Source organism: Blattabacterium sp. (Blatta orientalis) str. Tarazona (assembly GCF_000334405.1).
Taxonomy (GTDB): domain Bacteria; phylum Bacteroidota; class Bacteroidia; order Flavobacteriales; family Blattabacteriaceae; genus Blattabacterium.
Map to the genome: position 1 here is coordinate 519,889 of NC_020195.1, position 19,418 is coordinate 539,306.

General features: G+C 28.5%; 21 protein-coding genes, 2 tRNA genes and 1 other RNA gene. 14 read left to right on the plus strand and 10 right to left on the minus strand.

All coding sequences use genetic code 11. The features are described 5' to 3' along the window. Window positions 1–8 precede the first annotated feature (8 nt). Entirely contained in the window at window positions 9–1,481 is a 1,473-nt protein-coding gene (proS, locus tag BLBBOR_RS02560) for a proline--tRNA ligase (RefSeq protein WP_015370877.1), read from the minus strand. Window positions 1,482–1,598: 117 nt separating this feature from the next. Between proS and rpmF the strand changes: the two genes are divergently transcribed. From rpmF to accC, 3 genes are read left to right on the plus strand one after another with little or no spacing between them, the layout of a single operon-like run. Then, window positions 1,599–1,793 (plus strand): 50S ribosomal protein L32, encoded by a 195-nt coding sequence (gene rpmF, locus BLBBOR_RS02565; RefSeq protein WP_015370878.1) that lies wholly within the window; start codon window positions 1,599–1,601, stop codon window positions 1,791–1,793. A 22-nt stretch (window positions 1,794–1,815) separates the two neighbouring features. Further along, window positions 1,816–2,295, plus strand: coding sequence for an acetyl-CoA carboxylase biotin carboxyl carrier protein (accB, locus tag BLBBOR_RS02570; RefSeq protein ID WP_015370879.1), 480 nt, complete (start codon window positions 1,816–1,818; stop codon window positions 2,293–2,295). Window positions 2,296–2,314: 19 nt separating this feature from the next. Continuing rightward, a complete protein-coding gene (gene accC / locus BLBBOR_RS02575) occupies window positions 2,315–3,691 on the plus strand; it encodes an acetyl-CoA carboxylase biotin carboxylase subunit (protein WP_015370880.1) in 1,377 nt (458 codons plus the stop codon). Here the strand turns inward: accC and prfA are convergent. Further along, window positions 3,685–4,773 (minus strand): peptide chain release factor 1, encoded by a 1,089-nt coding sequence (prfA, locus tag BLBBOR_RS02580; RefSeq protein WP_015370881.1) that lies wholly within the window; start codon window positions 4,771–4,773, stop codon window positions 3,685–3,687. The genes accC and prfA overlap by 7 nt on opposite strands. 51 nt (window positions 4,774–4,824) lie before the next feature. Beyond that, a complete protein-coding gene (locus BLBBOR_RS02585) occupies window positions 4,825–5,232 on the minus strand; it encodes a DUF4293 family protein (protein WP_015370882.1) in 408 nt (135 codons plus the stop codon). A 126-nt stretch (window positions 5,233–5,358) separates the two neighbouring features. Here BLBBOR_RS02585 and rho point away from each other — a divergent pair, with 126 nt between their 5' ends. The 3 genes from rho (at window position 5,359) to BLBBOR_RS02600 (ending at window position 8,227) form a co-directional block, all read left to right on the plus strand. After that, complete coding sequence (gene rho, locus BLBBOR_RS02590) at window positions 5,359–6,915, plus strand: transcription termination factor Rho (RefSeq protein WP_015370883.1); 1,557 nt, start codon at window positions 5,359–5,361, stop codon at window positions 6,913–6,915. Between the two features lie 58 nt (window positions 6,916–6,973). Continuing rightward, a tRNA-Met gene (locus BLBBOR_RS02595) sits at window positions 6,974–7,046 on the plus strand. An 80-nt stretch (window positions 7,047–7,126) separates the two neighbouring features. After that, window positions 7,127–8,227: a DNA recombination protein RmuC gene (locus BLBBOR_RS02600; RefSeq protein WP_015370884.1), complete on the plus strand. Its 1,101-nt coding sequence runs from the start codon at window positions 7,127–7,129 to the stop codon at window positions 8,225–8,227. A 17-nt stretch (window positions 8,228–8,244) separates the two neighbouring features. Here BLBBOR_RS02600 and BLBBOR_RS02605 read toward each other — a convergent pair. The 3 genes from BLBBOR_RS02605 to BLBBOR_RS02610 form a co-directional block, all read right to left on the minus strand. Beyond that, window positions 8,245–8,329, minus strand: a tRNA-Ser gene (locus BLBBOR_RS02605). A gap of 4 nt (window positions 8,330–8,333) precedes the next feature. Beyond that, window positions 8,334–8,627: RNase P RNA component class A (gene rnpB / locus BLBBOR_RS03170), an RNA gene on the minus strand. Continuing rightward, window positions 8,627–9,343, minus strand: coding sequence for a YebC/PmpR family DNA-binding transcriptional regulator (locus BLBBOR_RS02610; protein WP_015370885.1), 717 nt, complete (start codon window positions 9,341–9,343; stop codon window positions 8,627–8,629). The genes rnpB and BLBBOR_RS02610 overlap by 1 nt, the downstream gene beginning before the upstream one ends. A gap of 101 nt (window positions 9,344–9,444) precedes the next feature. Here BLBBOR_RS02610 and rpmB point away from each other — a divergent pair, with 101 nt between their 5' ends. The 5 genes from rpmB (at window position 9,445) to htpG (ending at window position 12,919) form a co-directional block, all read left to right on the plus strand. Beyond that, a complete protein-coding gene (gene rpmB, locus BLBBOR_RS02615; RefSeq protein ID WP_015370886.1) occupies window positions 9,445–9,669 on the plus strand; it encodes a 50S ribosomal protein L28 in 225 nt (74 codons plus the stop codon). Further along, window positions 9,669–9,851, plus strand: coding sequence for a 50S ribosomal protein L33 (rpmG, locus tag BLBBOR_RS02620; protein ID WP_015370887.1), 183 nt, complete (start codon window positions 9,669–9,671; stop codon window positions 9,849–9,851). The genes rpmB and rpmG overlap by 1 nt, the downstream gene beginning before the upstream one ends. Before the next feature lie 2 nt (window positions 9,852–9,853). Then, entirely contained in the window at window positions 9,854–10,012 is a 159-nt protein-coding gene (locus BLBBOR_RS03230; RefSeq protein ID WP_015370888.1) for a DUF4295 family protein, read from the plus strand. Between the two features lie 23 nt (window positions 10,013–10,035). Continuing rightward, the gene (gene ftsY, locus BLBBOR_RS02625; protein WP_015370889.1) at window positions 10,036–10,998 is read left to right on the plus strand and encodes a signal recognition particle-docking protein FtsY; all 963 of its coding nucleotides are present in this window, start codon (window positions 10,036–10,038) and stop codon (window positions 10,996–10,998) included. A gap of 82 nt (window positions 10,999–11,080) precedes the next feature. Further along, on the plus strand, window positions 11,081–12,919 hold the full coding sequence (gene htpG, locus BLBBOR_RS02630) for a molecular chaperone HtpG (RefSeq protein WP_015370890.1): 1,839 nt from the start codon (window positions 11,081–11,083) through the stop codon (window positions 12,917–12,919). On the opposite strand, the gene BLBBOR_RS02635 is transcribed toward htpG, so the two are convergent. Together BLBBOR_RS02635 and BLBBOR_RS02640 are read right to left on the minus strand one after the other, a co-directional pair. Further along, the gene (locus BLBBOR_RS02635) at window positions 12,920–13,687 is read right to left on the minus strand and encodes a 3'-5' exonuclease (protein WP_015370891.1); all 768 of its coding nucleotides are present in this window, start codon (window positions 13,685–13,687) and stop codon (window positions 12,920–12,922) included. Between the two features lie 3 nt (window positions 13,688–13,690). After that, window positions 13,691–14,392: a phosphatidylcholine/phosphatidylserine synthase gene (locus BLBBOR_RS02640; RefSeq protein ID WP_015370892.1), complete on the minus strand. Its 702-nt coding sequence runs from the start codon at window positions 14,390–14,392 to the stop codon at window positions 13,691–13,693. A gap of 53 nt (window positions 14,393–14,445) precedes the next feature. Here BLBBOR_RS02640 and ybeY point away from each other — a divergent pair, with 53 nt between their 5' ends. Together ybeY and mnmG are read left to right on the plus strand one after the other, a co-directional pair. After that, window positions 14,446–14,865, plus strand: a complete 420-nt coding sequence (gene ybeY / locus BLBBOR_RS02645; RefSeq protein WP_015370893.1) for an rRNA maturation RNase YbeY — start codon at window positions 14,446–14,448, stop codon at window positions 14,863–14,865. Between the two features lie 7 nt (window positions 14,866–14,872). Next, on the plus strand, window positions 14,873–16,747 hold the full coding sequence (gene mnmG / locus BLBBOR_RS02650; protein ID WP_015370894.1) for a tRNA uridine-5-carboxymethylaminomethyl(34) synthesis enzyme MnmG: 1,875 nt from the start codon (window positions 14,873–14,875) through the stop codon (window positions 16,745–16,747). Here the strand turns inward: mnmG and BLBBOR_RS02655 are convergent. Beyond that, window positions 16,744–17,028 (minus strand): septum formation initiator family protein, encoded by a 285-nt coding sequence (locus tag BLBBOR_RS02655; RefSeq protein ID WP_015370895.1) that lies wholly within the window; start codon window positions 17,026–17,028, stop codon window positions 16,744–16,746. The genes mnmG and BLBBOR_RS02655 overlap by 4 nt on opposite strands. 212 nt (window positions 17,029–17,240) lie before the next feature. On the opposite strand from BLBBOR_RS02655, the gene fumC reads away from it, so the two are divergent. Continuing rightward, window positions 17,241–18,626: a class II fumarate hydratase gene (gene fumC, locus BLBBOR_RS02660; protein WP_015370896.1), complete on the plus strand. Its 1,386-nt coding sequence runs from the start codon at window positions 17,241–17,243 to the stop codon at window positions 18,624–18,626. Here the strand turns inward: fumC and BLBBOR_RS02665 are convergent. Then, complete coding sequence (locus BLBBOR_RS02665; RefSeq protein ID WP_015370897.1) at window positions 18,623–19,390, minus strand: TatD family hydrolase; 768 nt, start codon at window positions 19,388–19,390, stop codon at window positions 18,623–18,625. The two genes, fumC and BLBBOR_RS02665, sit on opposite strands and share 4 nt — an antisense overlap. Between the last annotated feature and the right edge of the window lie 28 nt (window positions 19,391–19,418).

The following is a 19,418-nucleotide window of genomic DNA, read 5'->3' on the forward strand; positions in this document are numbered from 1 at the left end:
TTCTTAAATTAATAAGATTTTGCAAAAACAACTCTTTGAGAAGAATGGTTTCCAGAATAAATACACTTCCCTCCTTTTTTTTTAGTAGAAATTGGAATACAACGTATAGTAGCTTCCGTTTCTTCTTGAATTTTTTTCCTGTACTTTTTGTTCCATCCCAATGAGCAAGAATAAAACCTCCTACACCGTTTTATTTTTTTTTTAAAATCCTCATAATGATCTGAAATCATGGTCAATTTTTTGGTTCTATTTAAAGCTCTTTGATAGAGATTCTTTTGTATTTTATCAAGAAGTTTTGGAATAAAAGTGATAATCTGATTCCAAGAAACATCTACTTTTTCGTAAGTATCTCTTCTAAAAACTTCTGCTTTTTCTTTTAGGATTTCATCCAATCCAATGTTAATTCGTATGGGGATTCCCTTCATTTCGTATTCATGAAATTTCCATCCAGGAGTAAAAATCTCTCTATTATCATATTTCACAGTAAATCCTTTTTCTTTTATAATTTTTTGGATTCTTTCAGCTATTTCATTTATTTTACTTAATTCTTTCTGGTTTTTGTATATAGGAATGATAACTATTTGTATAGGAGCTATTTTAGGAGGTAATATCAGTCCGTGATCATCTGAGTGTAACATAACTATTCCACCTATTAATCTAGTCGAAACTCCCCAAGATGTAGACCAGACATATTCTTTTTTTCCATTTTTATTAGTGAATTTCACATCGAAAGCTTTCGAAAAATTTTGTCCAAGAAAATGTGAAGTTCCAATTTGTAAAGCTTTTCCATCTTGCATCATGGCCTCTAGACTAAATGTGGTTTCAGAACCAGAAAATTTATCCATGTATGGTTTAATTCCTTGTACTACAGGGATCGCCATAACTTTTTCAGAGAAATCCGTATAAATATTTAATATTTTTTTAGTTTCTTCTATGGCTTCTTTTTCAGTAGAATGAGCAGTATGACCTTCTTGCCATAAAAACTCAGAGGTTCTTAAAAATAAACGGGTTCGCATTTCCCATCTAATAGCGTTTCCCCATTGATTCAAAAGAAGAGGAAGATCTCTATAAGAATGAATCCAATGTCGAAAAGTTTTCCATATGATACTTTCAGAAGTAGGTCGAATAACTAATTCTTCTTGTAGTTTAGATTTTGGATCTACAGTTAATTCTTCTTGATCTGTATTTTTTTTCAACTTACAATGTGTGACTATAGCGCATTCTCTAGAAAAATTTTCAATATGTTTTTTTTCTTTTGAGAAAGAAGATTTAGGAATAAGCATAGGAAAATAAACATTTTTATGTCCCGTTTCTTTAAACATTTTGTCTAATGTGTTTTTTATAATTTCCCATATAGAAAAACCATATGGCTTTATAATCATAAAACCACGAATTCCGGAAAATTCTGCTAAACCAGATTTAATGATAATTTCATTATACCATTTGGAATAATCCACACTACGTTTAGTTAATTGATGCATAAAAAAAATCAAGAAAAATTTATTAGGATATGATCATTAAATATAAAAAAATTATTTTTATTATAGAACATTTGATTTTCTTTCTAAATTAGTGATTTATTAAAAGAGTACATTATCATGGCACATCCTAAAAGAAGGCAATCTAAATCTAGGAGAAATAAAAGAAGAACTCATCTAAAAATACAGGAACCTTTATTAGTTAAATGTCCTTTAAATCACCAAAAACATTTATATCACCATGCTTATTGGCATGAAGGGAAACTATATTATAGAGGGAAAATGGTATTGAAAAAAGATAATCCATCCATGTAATAATAGGTAGGCGGTAAAATTTATGGATTTTAAAAATATTAAATCACTGATTCAATTGATTTCTAAATCTAATATTCGTGAAGTAAGAGTGAAAATAGGAGAAACTCAAATTCATATTAAGAATAACATTTTTAGAAAAAAAAGAAAAAAGTTATTGAATCCAATTTTATCCAAGAACAGAAGAATTTATTCTCCTGTTCCTGATTTTTCCGATAGGTTTTCTAAATTAGAAATGGAAAAAAAACCTGATAAAAGTCAGTACATTACTATTAAATCTCCTATAATTGGAACTTTCTATCGTAGACCTCATCCAGATAAAGAGCCCTTTGTGAAAGTAGGAGATAAGATAAAAATAGGAACAAAAATTTGTGTGATAGAAGCTATGAAGCTATTTAATGATATAGAATCTGAAGTAGATGGAAAAATCGTGAAAATCCTTGTAGAAGACTCTACTCCAGTTGATTATGATCAACCTTTATTTATTTTAGATCCTAATGATTAAAAGTATACATACAAAATTTATGTTTAAAAAAATATTAATTGCTAATCGTGGAGAAATTGCCTTACGAGTGATACGTACCGCTAAAGAAATGGGAATAAAAACGGTAGCTGTTTATTCTACAGCCGATAGACATAGTCTTCATGTTTATTTTGCAGATGAAGCTGTCTGTATTGGTCCTCCTTCTCCATATAAATCGTATTTAAATGTTCCAAATTTAATATCTGCAGCCGAAATCACAAATGCAGACGCTATTCATCCTGGATATGGTTTTTTATCTGAAAATGCATATTTTTCATCTATGTGTAAAAAACATGGAATTAAGTTTATCGGTCCACTTCCAAATCATATCATTCAGATGGGAAATAAAATTTCAGCTAAAAAAACTATGAAAAAAGCTGGAATTTCGTGTCTTCCTGGATCAGATTTTTTTTTGGAATCTTCTTATAAGGAAATAGAAAGAATTGCAGAAAAAATTGGGTATCCTCTTATTATCAAAGCGGTTTCTGGAGGTGGTGGAAAAGGAATACGATCTGTTTTAGATAAAGAAAGATTAAAGCGTTCTTGGGAAGAAGCAAAAAAAGAATCTTTTGCCTTTTTTGGAAAGAAAGATATGTATATAGAGAAATTAATTCTCAATCCAAGACATATAGAAATACAAATTATTAGTGATCAATATGGAAAAGCTTGTCATCTATCCGAAAGAGATTGTTCCATTCAACGAAGAAATCAAAAACTGTTGGAAGAGGCTCCTTCTCCTTTTTTAACTCCTTCTTTGAGAAAGAAAATGGGAGAAGTAGCCATAAAAGCTGCTGAATTTATTCGTTATGAAGGAGTAGGAACTATAGAATTTTTAGTAGATCAAAATCGTAATTTTTATTTTATGGAAATGAATACTAGAATTCAAGTGGAACATCCTATTACCGAAGAAATAACGGGTTTAGATCTTATACAAGAACAAATTTTTTTAGCTAATGGAAAAAAACTTTCTGGAAAAAATTATTATCCAAAAATGTATTCTATGGAATGTAGAGTTAATGCAGAAGAACCTTCTCAAGATTTTCGTCCTGTTCCTGGTAAAATTACTCAAATGCATTTACCAGGAGGAAAAGGGGTTCGTGTAGATACCCATGTTTATGCAGGATATAGAGTCCCACATTATTATGATTCTATGATTGCTAAAATTATCACGACCGCAAAAAGTAGAAAAGAGACTATTGAAAAAATGCGTCGTTCATTAGATGAATTTGTAATAGAAGGAATTCGCACGACTGTCCCTTTTCATAAACAGCTTATGCAAAATAATGACTTTTTGAAAGGAGACTATAATACAAATTTTTTAGATACACTTCATTTAGATTCCAATTTTAATGATAATGGATCAAATCAGAATTATTGATTTTTTTCAGATAGTTTTAATAAATTAATCATTTCTTGAATATTCCCGTTCATGAATCCTACAAGATTATAAATGGATTTATGAATTCTATGATCCGTCACTCTTCCTTTAGGATAATTGTATGTGCGTATTTTGACGGATCTATCTCCTGTAGAAACTAAAGATTTTCTCTTAATAGATCGTTCTTTAAATCTTTTTTCCTTTTCATTTTGATAAATACGTGATCGTAAAACGTTCATAGCTTTTTCAAAATTTTTGTGTTGCGAACGTTCTTCTTGACATTCTACTGTTATTTTAGTTGGGATATGTGTTAATCGTACAGCTGATTCTGTTTTATTTACATGTTGTCCTCCAGATCCACTGGATCTAAATGTGTCTTTTTTTATATCCGATAAATGAATTTTCATTTCTATATCTTTTATCTCAGGTAGTACTGCTACAGTGATAGCAGATGTGTGTACTCTACCTTGAGATTCTGTTTTTGGGATCCTTTGAACTCTGTGGACTCCAGATTCAAATTTTAAGTTTCCATAAACTCCTTTTTTTCCACTCACATCTAAAATTATTTCTTTGTAACCTTGGATCCCTCCTTTTTGAGCATGGATGATTTTATATTTCCAACCTACTTGTTTGAAATACATTATATACATTCGCAATATATCTTCTACAAAAAGACAGGCCTCATCACCTCCTGTTCCAGAACGTAATTCTACGATAGCATTTCTATGATCGTCTTCTAAATTTTCTCTTTCTGTAGGAGAAGTAGAAAATAGTAGATCATCTGATTTTTTTTCAATATCAGACAGATCTTCCAAAATTTTATTTTTTTCCAAATAAGCTATTTCTTTCATTTCTGGATCTGAATCATTTTTTAAAATAGAGTTAGCTTCTTGAAGAGATGTTAACTTTTTTTTGTATTTCTCATAAATATTTACTACTTTTTCCAACTTTCGATACTTCTTTAAGAATGTTTTATATTTTTTTTGATTGGATACAATATGAGGTTGTATAATGGAATTGGAAATTTCATGAAATTCTTTTTCAAGTATTTCAAATTTCTTAATTAATGAAATTTTCTTCATTTTTTTTCAATGTTTTTTTAGAAAAAAGAATTTAAATACTTATTTCATCTTTCATCGTATTCTATCCATGGAATGGATTAATTTTATATCCTTTTTGATTGCTTTACTAGAAAGATATAAGAAACATATAGATAAAAATGTAAGAAAAAGGTTCGTTTTTCTCGAAAGAAGGAAATATTTATTCGATTGAAGACATGAAAAAATAAGAATCAGTATAAAAATAGTACTATTTAGAAGTATATTTAGACCATTGATAAATATTTGTAGTTTCTTTTTTTTAAAAAAAAGAAAACTTAAAACAGATAGAATTAAACATGTTATTATAACAATTAAAATGAATCTATCTAATAAAAAAAAAGAAGACTTGATATTTTTTTTTGAATAGGGATAAAAATGTAAAGAAATAGAAGAAACTAATATGGATATAAATAAATAAAAAGTTTGTATCCGATAGAACATAGGTAAAAAAATATTTTCTAATTTATTCTCTAGAAGTTCAAATTAATTTGTATAATTGTATTGTGTTTATAGTATTATATACTGTCTTATAAGCCAAGAATGGCATAAATATAACCCAATTACTTTATGTTTGATATTACTGAATTAAAAAGTAAAAAACTTTTTGAATTACAGGAGATTGCTCGTTCTTCAGGATTAAAAAAATGTACACAACTACGAAAAAACGAACTCCTAGAAAAAATTATTTCCATTTTCAATAGTAACAATAATAAAAATACAACATCTACAAAAAATTCAAAGATAGAAAATTCTTTATTAAAAAAAGGATTTAAAGGTCGAAAATATACGGAGTCCAAGACAACATTCTTAGAAAGTGACAAGGGGAAAAAAAAATTAACGAATCAAGAACATCTAAAAAATTATTCCAAACTTTCAGAAGAAACTGGAAAATACCAAAAAAAATATTTTCAAAATTGGAAAAAAAATGATAGATCAGAATCTTCTACTGGATCAGAAAGTGGATTTTCACAGAAAATCACTAATAAATATCGTACTTCTGAATATGAATTTGAAGGCATTATAATTAGTGAGGGAGTATTAGAAATTATGCCAGAAAATTATGGATTTTTAAGATCTTCTGATTTTAATTACTTATCATCTCCTGATGATATTTACGTTTCTCAATCTCAAATTAGACTTTTTGGAATGAAAACTGGAGACACCATAAGAGGAGAAGTTCGTCCACCCAAAGATGGAGAAAAATATTTTCCTTTAATTAAAATTCTTGAAATAAATGGGAGGCCTCCTTCTTTTGTCAGAGAAAGAGATTCTTTTGAACATTTGACTCCACTATTTCCCAATGAAAAATTTAAACTAGCTGAAAAAAATTCTACTCTTTCTACAAGAATAGTCGATCTTTTTACTCCTATAGGAAAAGGACAAAGAGGGATGATCGTTGCTCCTCCAAAAACAGGAAAAACTACTTTATTAAAAGAAATAGCTAATGCTATTGCTGCTAATCATCCAGAAGTCTATTTGATTATATTACTTATTGATGAACGTCCAGAAGAAGTAACGGATATGCAACGAAATGTTAAAGGAGAAGTGATCGCGTCTACTTTTGATGAACCTGCAGAAAGACATGTGAAAGTAGCTAATATAGTGTTGCAAAAAGCTAAGAGAATGGTAGAATGTTCTCATGATGTAGTCATTTTATTAGATTCTATAACACGTTTAGCTAGAGCTTATAACACTGTTGCTCCTGCATCTGGAAAAGTTTTATCAGGAGGAGTAGACGCAAATGCTCTGCATAGACCAAAAAGGTTTTTTGGAGCAGCAAGAAATATAGAAAATGGAGGTTCTTTATCTATTATTGCTACTGCTATGATCGATACAGGATCTAAAATGGATGAGGTGATTTTTGAAGAATTTAAAGGAACTGGAAATAAAGAACTTCAATTAGATAGAAAAATTGCAAACAAACGAATTTATCCGGCTATTGATCTGGTTTCTTCTAGTACTAGAAAAGATGATTTGTTATTAGATCCAAATACTTTACAAAGGATGTGGATTTTACGAAAACATCTTTCCGATATGAATCCTGTAGAAGCTATGGATTTTTTAAGATCACGTATGGCTAGAACTCAAAATAATGAAGAATTCCTAATATCTATGAATGGATAAGATAAATTTTTATCGATTATTTGGTTTTATAAATAAAAAAATTTATCTTAATGTAATTCGCGGGGTGGAGCAGTTGGTAGCTCGTCGGGCTCATAACCCGAAGGTCATAGGTTCGAGTCCTATTCCCGCTATTTATTTTCTTCTTCAAAAAAATAATTCTTGAGATTATTTTGTTTATGGTAATCTACTATCCATTAGGAGTTTTATTATTGTGTTCTATAGTTTTTTTCCTTTTTTTTTTAGAAAACTGGAAATTCTTTTAAGGGAGGAATCAAAAGATCAGCGACGTGAGTTGGCAAATACTTTGAAAGATTTTAAAGAGGGACTGATACAATCTATAAGAGATTTTCAAAATTCTATTGAGGAAAAAATGAATCTTTCTTTTGAGAACCAATCTCATAAATTAAATGTTGTTCATAGAGAACAAGAAAAATTAGTTAGAATAACAGAAAAAAAACTAGAAGAGATTAGAGAAATTGTGAATGAAAAACTTCAAAAATCCTTGAACTTACATTTGGGAAAATCTTTTGAATTTATTGGAAATCAATTGTTATTCTTACAGAATGGATTGGGAGATATGAAAATTTTAGCACAAGATGTGAATGCATTAAAAAGAACTTTAAATCATGTGAAGGTTTGTGGAAGTTTCAGTGAAATGCAACTTTCTATGCTTTTACAACAAATTTTGGCTCCAGAACAATATGCCTGCAATGTCATTACTAAATCTAGTACGAATTGTGTAGTAGAATTTGCTATTAAACTTCCAGGACTTGGAGATGGAAATGTTATATGGTTACCAATTGATGTAAAATTTCCAAAAGAAACTTATGAAAAAATACAAATGGCCTATAGTCTCGGAGAAAAGAAAAAGTTAGAAATGGCTAAAAAAAATATGGAATCTGTTCTTAAAAAAATGTCCAAAGACATTAAGGAAAAATACATAGACCCTCCACATACTACTGATTTTGCTATTCTTTTTTTGCCTTTTGAAGGCATATATGCAGAGATTGTAAGAAATTCAAGTTTATTAGAAGAATTGCAAAGAAAGTACAAAATAGTAATCGCAGGACCATCTACATTAGCCGCTATGTTAAATAGTTTGCAAATAGGTTTTCGAACATTAGCTATTCAAAAAAGAAGTTCTGAAGTATGGAATATTCTAGAAACTGTAAAAAAGGAGTTTACAAAATTTGGATTTTTACTTCATCAAGCACAAGATAAATTACAAGCGGCTTCCAAAGATATAGATCTTGTAATGGGAGTAAGAAAAAACTTAATTGAAAAACAATTAAGGGATATAGAGAACTCTTGATCTATAAAAAACTACTGCGGAGAGAAAGGGATTCGAACCCTTGACACTTTTTTGTGAACACGCTTTCCAAACGTGCGCCTTAATCCTCTCGGCCATCTCTCCATAACATGAAAGCAAGACTATAAGCCGGATTCTGTTTTTATACCTATCATTTATCTAGGATGGTAGTTTCCCACTATCTCTATCTGCCGACCCCCCGATACAAATCGAGCAAATTATCCGGTATACATGGCATTTCACCGTACAGAGTTTACATGATTTCACTACAGCTTTCCTGTACTTTCTTTCTGTTGCACTATTCCTCACCTTTCGGTGGATGGGAATTACCCATTGCACTGCTCTATGGTGTCCGGACTTTCCTCATTCTTTACAAAAAAAATGCGATAGGACATCTTACTTTCATGTTTTTACTATATTGGAATAAATATTTTTTACATCTTCATGTTTTTCAAGTTCTCCAATGAAATTTAATACTCTTTCTTCTTCCTTTTCTGAAATATATTTTGGGTGTTTTGCTATACGTTTTACTATAGATTGATGGAAAATATTCAATCTTTCTAAATGATTTTTCATGGTTCCAAAATATTCAAAATCTGTGTATATATAAACCATTTTTTCATCTTTTATAAGATCCTTTGCTCCGAAATCTATAACCATAAGTTCAAAATCTTCTATAGAGTTAGGTACATTTTTTTTTCTTATTGAAAAAAATCCTATGCGATTAAATAAATGAATCAATTCCCCGTTATGACATAATCTTCCTCCTTTTTTGTTAAAAAAAATTCTTATGTCAGAATTAGTTCTAATGTTATTATCTGTCATACATTCTACAATCATGCTAATTCCGTAAATTTTTCCTTCTAAATTTAAATTTTTAAAATGATTCGTATTAGCTTGTGAAGCTTTTTGTATAGCTCTTTCTATAGTATTTTTAGGAATATTAACGGATTTTGCATTGAGTAGAGCATTTCTTAAACGAAACGAAGTTTTATCTGAACCTGATTCTTTAACTGCAATAGAAATTTCTTTAATGATTTTAGAAAACTTTTTAGATTTTCTAAAATCTTGATTAGATTTTCTATGTTGTATATTAGCCCATTTGCTGTGTCCTGACATGTAAAATAATTAGATGGTGATTTTTTTGAAATAAAGAGATATATTTTATCTATATTAGCATTATCTAAATCAAGAGATTAAAGTTAGCAAAAAAAATAATCATGTCAAAAGTTTGTGAACTTACAGGAAAGAGAGCTATGATCGGGAATAGAGTCTCTCATGCTAATAACAAAAATAAACGTCGCTTCAACATAAATCTATGTAAAAACGTTTTTTTTAACAAAAGAAAAAAGTGGATCACCTTAAAAATTTGTACTTCTGCTATTAAACTTATTAATAAAATAGGAATCGAAAAAGCATTAAAACGTTTCAAATATAAATATTAATGGGAAAAAAAGGGAATCGGATTCAAATAATCTTGGAATGTACCGAACAGAAAAAAAGTGGGATTGGTGGGATTTCTAGATATGTGACTACTAAAAATAAAAAAAATACTCCTAACAGAATAGAATTAAAGAAATATAATTCGATACTGAGAAAATATACTCTTCATAAAGAAATTAAATAAATATGTCTAAAAAAATTGCAGAAAAGAAAAAGAAAAAAATTTTCCAAAAAATGATTTTAGCTATTAGAATAATTAAATCAAAAAAATCTGGTTCTTATGCTTTTGAAGATAAAATGTTAACTGAGAACGAGGTCAAGAATTTTTTTAAAAAAAATGACTAATTTTGAAATAAATCACAGATGTCATGTTTTTTCTAAAAAATAAGGAAACGAAAGAAACATTTGATCGTGAATTGAAAAAAACTAGGGAATCCTTCTTTTCTAGAATAAAGAGTCTTTTTTTTCGAAAATCAAAATTAGATACAGATTTTATTGATCATATAGAAGAAATATTGTTATCTTCAGATATAGGAACAGAAACTACTATAAAGATTATTAATAATCTTGAAAAAAAAATTCAAAAGGAAAAGTATAGGGGGGGAGAGATTCAAGAATTATATAAATTTCTTAAAGAAGAAATTGAATTCCTATTTAAGAATATTAAAAATGAGTGTTTAGAAAAAAAAATAGAAGAAGAAAGAAAACCATACGTAATTATGATGGTCGGAGTAAATGGAGTTGGAAAAACTACTACAATTGGAAAATTGGCTTTTTTTCTAAAAAAAAAGGAATTTAATTTAATTATAGGTGCCGCGGATACATTTCGTGCAGCAGCTATAAATCAACTTGAAATATGGTCAAATACAGTTAATGTCCCACTAATAAAACAACATATGTATGCAGATCCAGCGTCTGTAGCATACGATACTTTACAATCTGCTCAATCTAGAAATGTGGATATTGTATTGATTGATACAGCTGGTCGATTGCAAAATCGCGTTGGTCTTATGGAAGAACTTGCTAAAATAAGTAGAGTAATGAAAAAAGTTATACCTAAAGCTCCTCATGAAATTATGCTTGTTTTGGATGCTTCTACGGGACAAAATGCTTTTGAACAAGTCAAAAAATTTATTTCTTTTGTAAAAGTTACTTCCATAATATTAACTAAACTAGAAGGAACAGCTAAAGGTGGGGTGGTTATAGGGATCATGGATCAGTTTCAAGTTCCTATTCAATATATTGGAGTAGGAGAAAAAATACAAGATTTAAAAGAATTTGATGGAAAAAAGTTTATTGATTCTTTTTTTATTCCAAAAATACAAATATAGGACTGACATAATGTTTTTTTCATTGAAAATGGTATAATCTTTGTGATTTTTCTTTTATTTGCATAAAACATCTCGAATTTTTATGGAAAAGGATAAAATTAGTGTTACTTCAGATAATATTTTTCCTATCATTAAAAGATTTCTTTATTCAGATCAAGAAGTCTTTTTAAGAGAATTAGTATCCAATGCAACGGATGCTATTCTTAAATTAAAAACTATAGCAAAATTAGGAAAAATAGAAGAAAGGATTGATGATTTAAAAATCAAAGTAAAAATTGAAAATAAAACCATTCATATCATCGATAATGGAATTGGAATGACGAAAAAAGAAGTAGAAAAATATATCAATCAAATAGCTTTTTCTGGTGCGGAAGAATTCATTCAAAAATATCAAGAAAAAAATTCTGCATCTTCTATTATTGGACATTTTGGATTAGGTTTTTATTCTTCTTTTATGATAGCTAGTAAGGTAGTTATTTACACTCAATCTTATAAAAAAGATTCACCTTCTATCTTTTGGTCTTGCGAAGGAACTCCAACATTCAGGATGAAGGAAATAGAAAAAAGAGATAGAGGAACGGAAATAGTTCTTTTTCTTAATGAAGAAAGTAGAGAATTTTTAGAATACGATCGTATTTTAAAATTGCTTCAAAAATATTGTAAATTTATGCCTATAATTATCTATCTGTCTTCAACAGAAAAAGAGGAAGAGATATCCATTAATAATACTACTCCTGCTTGGAAAAAAAATCCTACCCTTTTAAGGGATAAAGACTATCTAGATTTCTATCATGAATTATATCCAAATCAATTAGAAAATGCTTTATTTTGGATTCATTTAAATATCGATCATCCTTTTCGTTTAACAGGAATTTTATATTTTCCAAAAATAGAAAGTAAAATTGATTTTCAGAGAGATAGAATACATCTATACCAAAATCAAGTTTATATTACGGATAACTTAGAGGGGGTGGTTCCAGATTTTCTCAGTTTATTAAAAGGTGTTATTGATTCTCCAGACATTCCTCTTAATGTATCACGTTCTCATTTGCAATCAGATACATCTGTAAAAAATATATCAAAATATATTACAAGAAAGGTATCGGATAAACTAGATTCTATGTTTAGAACAGATAGGGGAAATTTCCAAAAGAAGTGGGAATATATCAAAATTATCGTAGAATATGGAATGATTAGCACAAAAAATTTTTTGAAAAGCCAAAAATTCTTTATTTTTTCTACTATAAATGGGATGTTTTTTACTTTGGAAGAATTCAAAGAAAAAATAAAAAACTTTCAAAAGAACAAAGATGGAAAAATTATTTTTCTCTATACTTCAGATAAAGAAAGACAATATAGTTATATTAAAAATGCGGAAGATAGATCTTATGAAGTTTTAGTTTTGAATAGTCCACTTACAGTCCATTTGATCCAAAAACTGGAAATGGATTATCCAGATATTTCTTTTGTTCGTATAGATTCAGATCCTATTGATAAATTAATTCACAAAGAGGAAAAGTATTCTTCCGAACTTTCGGAAAAAGAGAAAGAAGATTTAAAAAATCTTATCAACACTCATTTAATGAAAGAATATAAATTTTCCGTAAAATTGGAAAATTTGTCAAAGAAGGACTCCCCTTTTTTAATTATCATCCCAGAATTTTTACGAAGAATGAGAGAAATGAGAGAGATGAATACTCTAGAAAGAAAAATTGTGGAAAATGATCAAAATAAATTTTATCAATTAATTGTTAACACAAATCATCTTTTAATAAAAAAAATATTAAAGGAACCAAAAGAAGAGAATAAAAGAATCCTTATTCAAGAGGCCTTCAATTTAACTCTTTTATCCAAAAATTTGTTGCATGGTAAAAATTTAACTCTTTTTATTTCAAAAAAATTAGAAGATCTTGCTAAATAATTATTTATTAAATTTCCGTAATTTGACACCTGTTAATATTTTTTTTGTATATAAGGGAAAATCAGAATTCTGTATCCAACCATAATAATTTGGATCTTTTTCGAAAATTTCATAAACTTTTTCTCCTTTATATTTTCCAAAATTAAATATTTCGTTTCCTTCTTCATCTATCTTTACAAAACCAGCAAGGTCCGCTAAATTTTTTTGGTGGGAAAACTGGTTTAAACTTTTTACATCTTGTTTTAGATCTTGATATTTTTCTAGTTGTGCCAGCAATATTTCGTATGTAGCAAATGTATCTGCTTTAGAACTATGAGCTTTTATCAGGTTTTTTTTACAAAAATATTTATAAGCAGCGGAAAGAGTTCTAGGTTCCATTTTATGAAAAATGACTTGAACATCTATTGTTTTATGTTTCTTGATATCGAAAGATATCCCAGCGCGTAGCATTTCTTCCACTAAAATAGGAATATCAAATCTATTAGAATTATATCCCGCTAAGTCAGCATTTTCAATCATTCTAAAAATATGAATGGCTACATCTTTAAATGGTAATTGTCCTGCGACATCTTCATCTTTAATTCCATGAATAGCTGTAGATTTTGGTGGAATAGGTATTTCCGGAAAAATAAGCCAGGTTTTATCTTCTTGATTTCCATTTGGAAATATTTTCAATATAGATATTTCTATGATTCTATCTTTTCCAATATTGACTCCTGTAGCTTCTATATCGAAGAAGCAAATAGGACGATAAAGTCGTAGTTTCATGTGTTAATGTGAATTTTTTCTAAATCTATGAAAATAAATTGAAGTTATAATGTAAAAAATGATAATGCATGGTAACGCTATTAAGTGTAAAATTAATAAAAGAAATATACTAATCAATAAAAATAAATAACGTATTTTATTTTTTTTCCAAGAAATACCTTTAAAAACCAAGGAAAGCATTGTTATTTTAGATATAAGAAAGTAACAAGAAAAGAAAATCGTAAAAAGCATTTTTATAGGAGATAATACAAGAAAATCTATATTTCTACTTTTTAGAATAGATAAAGAAGTAAAAAACAAAGCATTTACTGGAGTAGTTAACCCAAAATTTTTTCTAGAAGAGTTTTGTATATTAAATTCCGCTAAACGCCATGCAGAAAATATGGCAATTAGAAAAGCTGACCATTCAATGAATGGAACTTTTTGGTTCCCTTCTATATTTTTCAAGAGAATAAAAACGATAATCGATGGAACTAAACCGAAAGAGATCATATCTGCTAAAGAGTCTAATTCTTTACCTAATTTACTTTCATTTTTCATGAATCTAGAAAGAAATCCATCTAGAAAATCAAAGGTCAATGAAAATATGGTGCAAATAGCAGAATATTCAAAACATTTTGATTGCAAAAAAGTTATAGAAATGCATCCAAAAAGTAGATTTAATAAAGTAAAGATATTTGGAATGGCATTTCTTATTTTTTTCATTTCATTTAATATGAATTATTTATTTGTGGTCGTAAAAATAAAAAAATTTTTTTATGATTAATTTTTTTTACGAAATTTCTAACTTCTCTATTACAAATAGATCTCTTCTTATTCAAACTATCTACCTTATATTAAGAAATGAAGGAAAAGAGGTTGGAAATATTAATTATATTTTTTGTAATGATCATTATCTTTTAAATCTAAATAAAAAATATCTACAAAAAGATTATTATACAGATGTCATTGCTTTTGCTTATTCTTCTATTCATACTCCTAATAATATATCTGGAGATGTTTTTATTAGCATAGATCGTGTTTTAGAGAATTCTCAACAATGGAATCAACTTTTTCAAGTTGAATTAAAAAGAGTTATGATACATGCGATATTGCATTTCTTGGGATATGAGGATAGAATAAATGAAAAACTCATGAAGAAAAAAGAGGAGTTTTATTTAATTTTATTTCAATTTTGAAAAAATCATGTTTTTATTTTCAGATACTTATGATGTGATTGTAGTTGGAGGTGGTCATGCAGGAGCAGAAGCGGCATCCGCTTCTGCTAATATGGGGTCCAAAACTTTGCTAATCACTACAAATTTACAAACCATCGGTCAAATGTCTTGTAATCCAGCTATAGGAGGAATAGCAAAGGGGCAGATTATAAGAGAGATAGATGCTTTAGGAGGTTATTCCGGAATAATTACAGATTATAGTATGATACAATTTAGAATGTTAAATAAATCTAAGGGGCCTGCAATGTGGAGTCCAAGAGCTCAATGTGATAGAAAATTATTTTCTAATAATTGGAGATCTTTTCTGGAAAAAAATAAAAAATTAGATCTATATCAGGATACAGTTACTTCTTTAATTGTAAAAAAGGAAAAAGTAAAAGGAGTTATAACTTCTTTTGGAATAAAAATTAAAGGAAAATCGGTTATTCTCACAAATGGAACATTTTTAAATGGAAAAATTCATATTGGAAAAAAGATTGTTAGTGGAGGAAGAATAGCGGAACAAGAAGTTAAAGGAATTACAGAGCAATTAAAAAGTTTAGGATTTCGATATGGAAGGATGAAAACAGGAACATCTCCAAGAGTAGATGGACGTTCTTTAAACTACCATAAAATGGGATCTCAAGAAGGAGATTTAAATCCTAAGAAATTCTCTTTTTCAAATACTATAAAATTAAGGAAACAACGTAAATGCCATATTACATGTACCAATAAAAAAGTTCATGATTTAATTCGTAAAAATTTAAAACTTTCTCCAATTTTTACAGGATCTATTCAAGGCATAAGTCCTCGATATTGTCCTTCTATTGAAGAAAAGATTTATAGATTTCCAGATAAAGAAGAACACCATATTTTTGTAGAACCAGAAGGTTGGAATACTGTAGAAGTCTATATAAATGGATTTTCAACTTCTTTACCAGAAAAAATACAATCTCAAGCTTTGAGAAACATTTCAGGATTTGAAAAAGCAAAAATGTTAAGACCAGGATATGCCATTGAATATGATTATTTTCCTCCTATACAATTAAAACTTACTTTAGAAAGTAGATTAATTAGTAATCTTTTTTTTGCTGGACAAATTAATGGAACAACAGGATATGAAGAAGCTGCCGCGCAAGGTATAATTGCAGGAATTAATGCTCATTTAAAAATTCATCAAAAGGACCCTTTTATTCTTAAAAGAAGTCAAGCTTACATAGGGGTTTTAATAGATGATTTGATAACAAAAGGAACAGAAGAACCCTATAGAATGTTTACTTCAAGAGCTGAGTATAGAATGTTATTACGTCAAGATAATGCAGACGAAAGATTAACCTATATGGGATATAAAATTGGGCTCATTTCAGATGGAAAAATGAAAGCAGTAGATAAAAAAAAATCTAAGGTAGAAAAATGTCTTTCTTTTTTTCAAAAGGAGAATTTAAAACCAGAAATTATCAATCCTATTTTGATTGAAAAAAAATCTCCAATCATATTTCATGAAAAAAAAATAGATATTATTCTATCCCGTTCTGAAATTGATATCCATGATATTATTTCTATTCCATCCTTAAAAAATAAAATAGAAAAAAATAATTTTTCTCAAGAAATCTTGGAGCAAGTATCTATTCGGATTAAATATAGAGGATATCTTGATAGAGAGAAAGAAAATGCAAAAAAATTGTTAAAACTTGAAAATCTTAAAATTCCCGAAAATTTTAATTATGAAAAAATACAATCTCTCTCTCTAGAGGCTAGAGAAAAATTAGCTTATCATCGTCCAATTTCATTGGCACAAGCATCAAGAATTAGCGGCGTTTCTCCTTCAGATTTAAGTATTTTGTTAGTGTATATGGGGCGTTAATTTTTTTTTATTATGACAAACAAATCCTCATCTTCTTTTTTCATGTAGAATTTTTCTCTAGCTAATTTTTCCAGATATTTAGGATCTGTCTTTAATTTTTTTAAATGATTTCCTTCCAAAAAAATTTTTTTCTTTAAAGAATCTCTATCTGAGATCATTTTATTTATATTTTTTTTAAATTTCCAGTGTAATACTAAAGAATTTGTATCAAAAAAAAACATCCATATAAAGAAAAATAGACTGATCCAAAAATATTTACTCTTAAATATTTTTTTTTTCATAAAAAGCTATTCTATTTTCGATTCTTTTTTACAATTTTTTTATGATGTTCATTCCTACACTGATAAGCCAGTATATGCTAAAAAAAGATAAAAAAATAACACACCAAAATCCAGATATGGCTATGAATAGGAAGAGTAAAAATCCTATAAATTTAATTATCATACATGTTTTTTTTATATAAAGTTTATTAATTTCGTAAAAAAATAGGAAAATGATTTTTAGAACAGAAAGAGATACATTGGGAGAAGTTCAAGTTCCTGTGGATAAGTATTGGGGAGCACAAACAGAAAGATCAAGAAATAACTTTAAAATCGGATTGGAAGGATCTATGCCTATGGAAATTATTTACGCTTTTGCTCTTTTAAAAAAAGCGGCTGCACATGCTAATTTTGAATTAGGTATTTTGTCCAAAAAGAAAAGAGACTTTATCTCTTTGGTTTGTGAAGAAATTCTAGAAGGAAAATTAGATGATCAATTTCCTTTAGTTATATGGCAGACAGGATCTGGAACGCATTCTAATATGAATGTAAATGAAGTGATATCTAATAGATCTAAAGTTTTAATGGGAGAGAAACTTGGAAAAAGTAAGTCTTTTATACATCCTAATGATGATGTTAATAAGTCTCAATCTTCTAATGATACTTATTCTACCGTCATGCATATGGCTTCTTATAAAAAATTGGTAGAAAAAACCATTCCTTCTCTGGAAAAATTGCGTTCTACCTTAGAAAAAAAAAGCCATTCATTCAAGAATGTGGTTAAAATAGGAAGAACTCATCTTATGGATGCTGTACCAATAACTTTAGGACAAGAATTTTCCGGTTATGTTTCTCAAATGAATCACGGGTTAAATTCTATCAAAAAAACTTTAGATCATCTTTCTGAGTTAGCTATTGGAGGAACAGCTGTAGGAACTGGATTAAATTCACCTGAAGGATATGATTTTAAAGTCATTGACTATATTTGTAAATATACTGGACTTCCATTTAAAGTGGCAGATAACAAATTCGAATCTATCGCCTCTCATGATGCCATAGTAGAATCTCATGCTTCTATAAAACAAATGGCGGTTTCTTTAATGAAGATATCAAACGATATCCGTTTTTTAGCTTCTGGACCTCGTTCAGGAATAGGAGAGATTTTTATTCCTGAAAATGAACCTGGATCTTCTATCATGCCTGGAAAAATAAATCCGACACAATGTGAAGCTCTTATGATGGTTTGTACACAAATAATAGGAAACGATATGGCTATTTCAATAGCTGGAGCATCAGGAAATTATGAATTAAATGTTTCTAAACCCTTAATGGCTTATAATTTTTTACAGTCTGCACAACTCTTGTCAGATGCTAGCATTTCTTTTTCCAATCTTTGTGTTCAAGGGATCACTCCAAATCATGCAAGGATTCAAGAACTACTAGAGAGATCTTTAATGCTAGTGACGGCGCTTAACACCAGCATAGGATACGAAAAATCTGCAAAAATTGCAAGATGTGCATATGTGAATAACACTACTTTAAAAGAAGAAGCTATTAGGTTAGGATATTTAACCATAGAGGAATTTGATAAATTAGTAAAACCGGATAAAATGATTTAATTAAAAAAAAGTTCTTGTACATTCATATTAATAATGTCAGCTATTTTTTCTTCTGGAATAGAATAAACTTGAGAAAGTTTTTTTAAAATTATTTTTAGATAAATGGGTTCATTTCTTTTTCCTCTAAATGGATCTGGAGATAAATATGGAGAATCTGTTTCTAATACGATATTTTTTAAACTAATTTTATGTAAAAAGTGGCTGAGATCGTTTTTTTTAAAAGTGATAATCCCTCCAATGCCTAGTTTTAATCCAAAATCAATAATTTTTTTTGCTTGTTCTAAAGTTCCGGAAAAACAATGAAAAATTCCTTTTGTAGTAGGAAAAGTTTCTTCTAGAATTTCAAAAACTTGATCAAAAGCTTTTCTGCAATGAATAACTATAGGTAAATTTTTCATTTTTGCCCATTTTATTTGAGTTTGAAAAGCATATTTTTGTTCCATAATAAATTTTTTTTCTAAGTGAAAATCCATCCCAATTTCCCCTAAAGAAATGAAAGAATGTAGATCTAACCATTTTTTTATATTATTTAATTCTTTTTCTAAACTTTCTGGATGGACCTTACTTGGATGCAATCCGATCATTGGAAAACATATTTTCGGATATTTTTTTTCCAATTTTAATATTTTATGAATAGTTGAGCTATCTATAGATGGAAGAAAGAACCTATTTATTCCATTAAATATCGCTTTTTTTATGACTAAATCTCTATCTACATCAAAATGTTTCATGTATAAATGAGTATGAGTATCCGTTATTTTCATTATAAAACGTTATTAATTTTGTTCAAAT

Coding starts and splice junctions, on each gene's coding strand:
- proS (WP_015370877.1), bottom strand. CDS start 1,481: ATGCATCAATTAACTAAACGTAGTGTGGATTATTCCAAATGGTATAAT.
- rpmF (WP_015370878.1), top strand. CDS start 1,599: ATGGCACATCCTAAAAGAAGGCAATCTAAATCTAGGAGAAATAAAAGA.
- accB (WP_015370879.1), top strand. CDS start 1,816: ATGGATTTTAAAAATATTAAATCACTGATTCAATTGATTTCTAAATCT.
- accC (WP_015370880.1), top strand. CDS start 2,315: ATGTTTAAAAAAATATTAATTGCTAATCGTGGAGAAATTGCCTTACGA.
- prfA (WP_015370881.1), bottom strand. CDS start 4,773: ATGAAGAAAATTTCATTAATTAAGAAATTTGAAATACTTGAAAAAGAA.
- BLBBOR_RS02585 (WP_015370882.1), bottom strand. CDS start 5,232: ATGTTCTATCGGATACAAACTTTTTATTTATTTATATCCATATTAGTT.
- rho (WP_015370883.1), top strand. CDS start 5,359: ATGTTTGATATTACTGAATTAAAAAGTAAAAAACTTTTTGAATTACAG.
- BLBBOR_RS02610 (WP_015370885.1), bottom strand. CDS start 9,343: ATGTCAGGACACAGCAAATGGGCTAATATACAACATAGAAAATCTAAT.
- rpmB (WP_015370886.1), top strand. CDS start 9,445: ATGTCAAAAGTTTGTGAACTTACAGGAAAGAGAGCTATGATCGGGAAT.
- rpmG (WP_015370887.1), top strand. CDS start 9,669: ATGGGAAAAAAAGGGAATCGGATTCAAATAATCTTGGAATGTACCGAA.
- BLBBOR_RS03230 (WP_015370888.1), top strand. CDS start 9,854: ATGTCTAAAAAAATTGCAGAAAAGAAAAAGAAAAAAATTTTCCAAAAA.
- ftsY (WP_015370889.1), top strand. CDS start 10,036: ATGTTTTTTCTAAAAAATAAGGAAACGAAAGAAACATTTGATCGTGAA.
- htpG (WP_015370890.1), top strand. CDS start 11,081: ATGGAAAAGGATAAAATTAGTGTTACTTCAGATAATATTTTTCCTATC.
- BLBBOR_RS02635 (WP_015370891.1), bottom strand. CDS start 13,687: ATGAAACTACGACTTTATCGTCCTATTTGCTTCTTCGATATAGAAGCT.
- BLBBOR_RS02640 (WP_015370892.1), bottom strand. CDS start 14,392: ATGAAAAAAATAAGAAATGCCATTCCAAATATCTTTACTTTATTAAAT.
- ybeY (WP_015370893.1), top strand. CDS start 14,446: ATGATTAATTTTTTTTACGAAATTTCTAACTTCTCTATTACAAATAGA.
- mnmG (WP_015370894.1), top strand. CDS start 14,873: ATGTTTTTATTTTCAGATACTTATGATGTGATTGTAGTTGGAGGTGGT.
- BLBBOR_RS02655 (WP_015370895.1), bottom strand. CDS start 17,028: ATGAAAAAAAAAATATTTAAGAGTAAATATTTTTGGATCAGTCTATTT.
- fumC (WP_015370896.1), top strand. CDS start 17,241: ATGATTTTTAGAACAGAAAGAGATACATTGGGAGAAGTTCAAGTTCCT.
- BLBBOR_RS02665 (WP_015370897.1), bottom strand. CDS start 19,390: ATGAAAATAACGGATACTCATACTCATTTATACATGAAACATTTTGAT.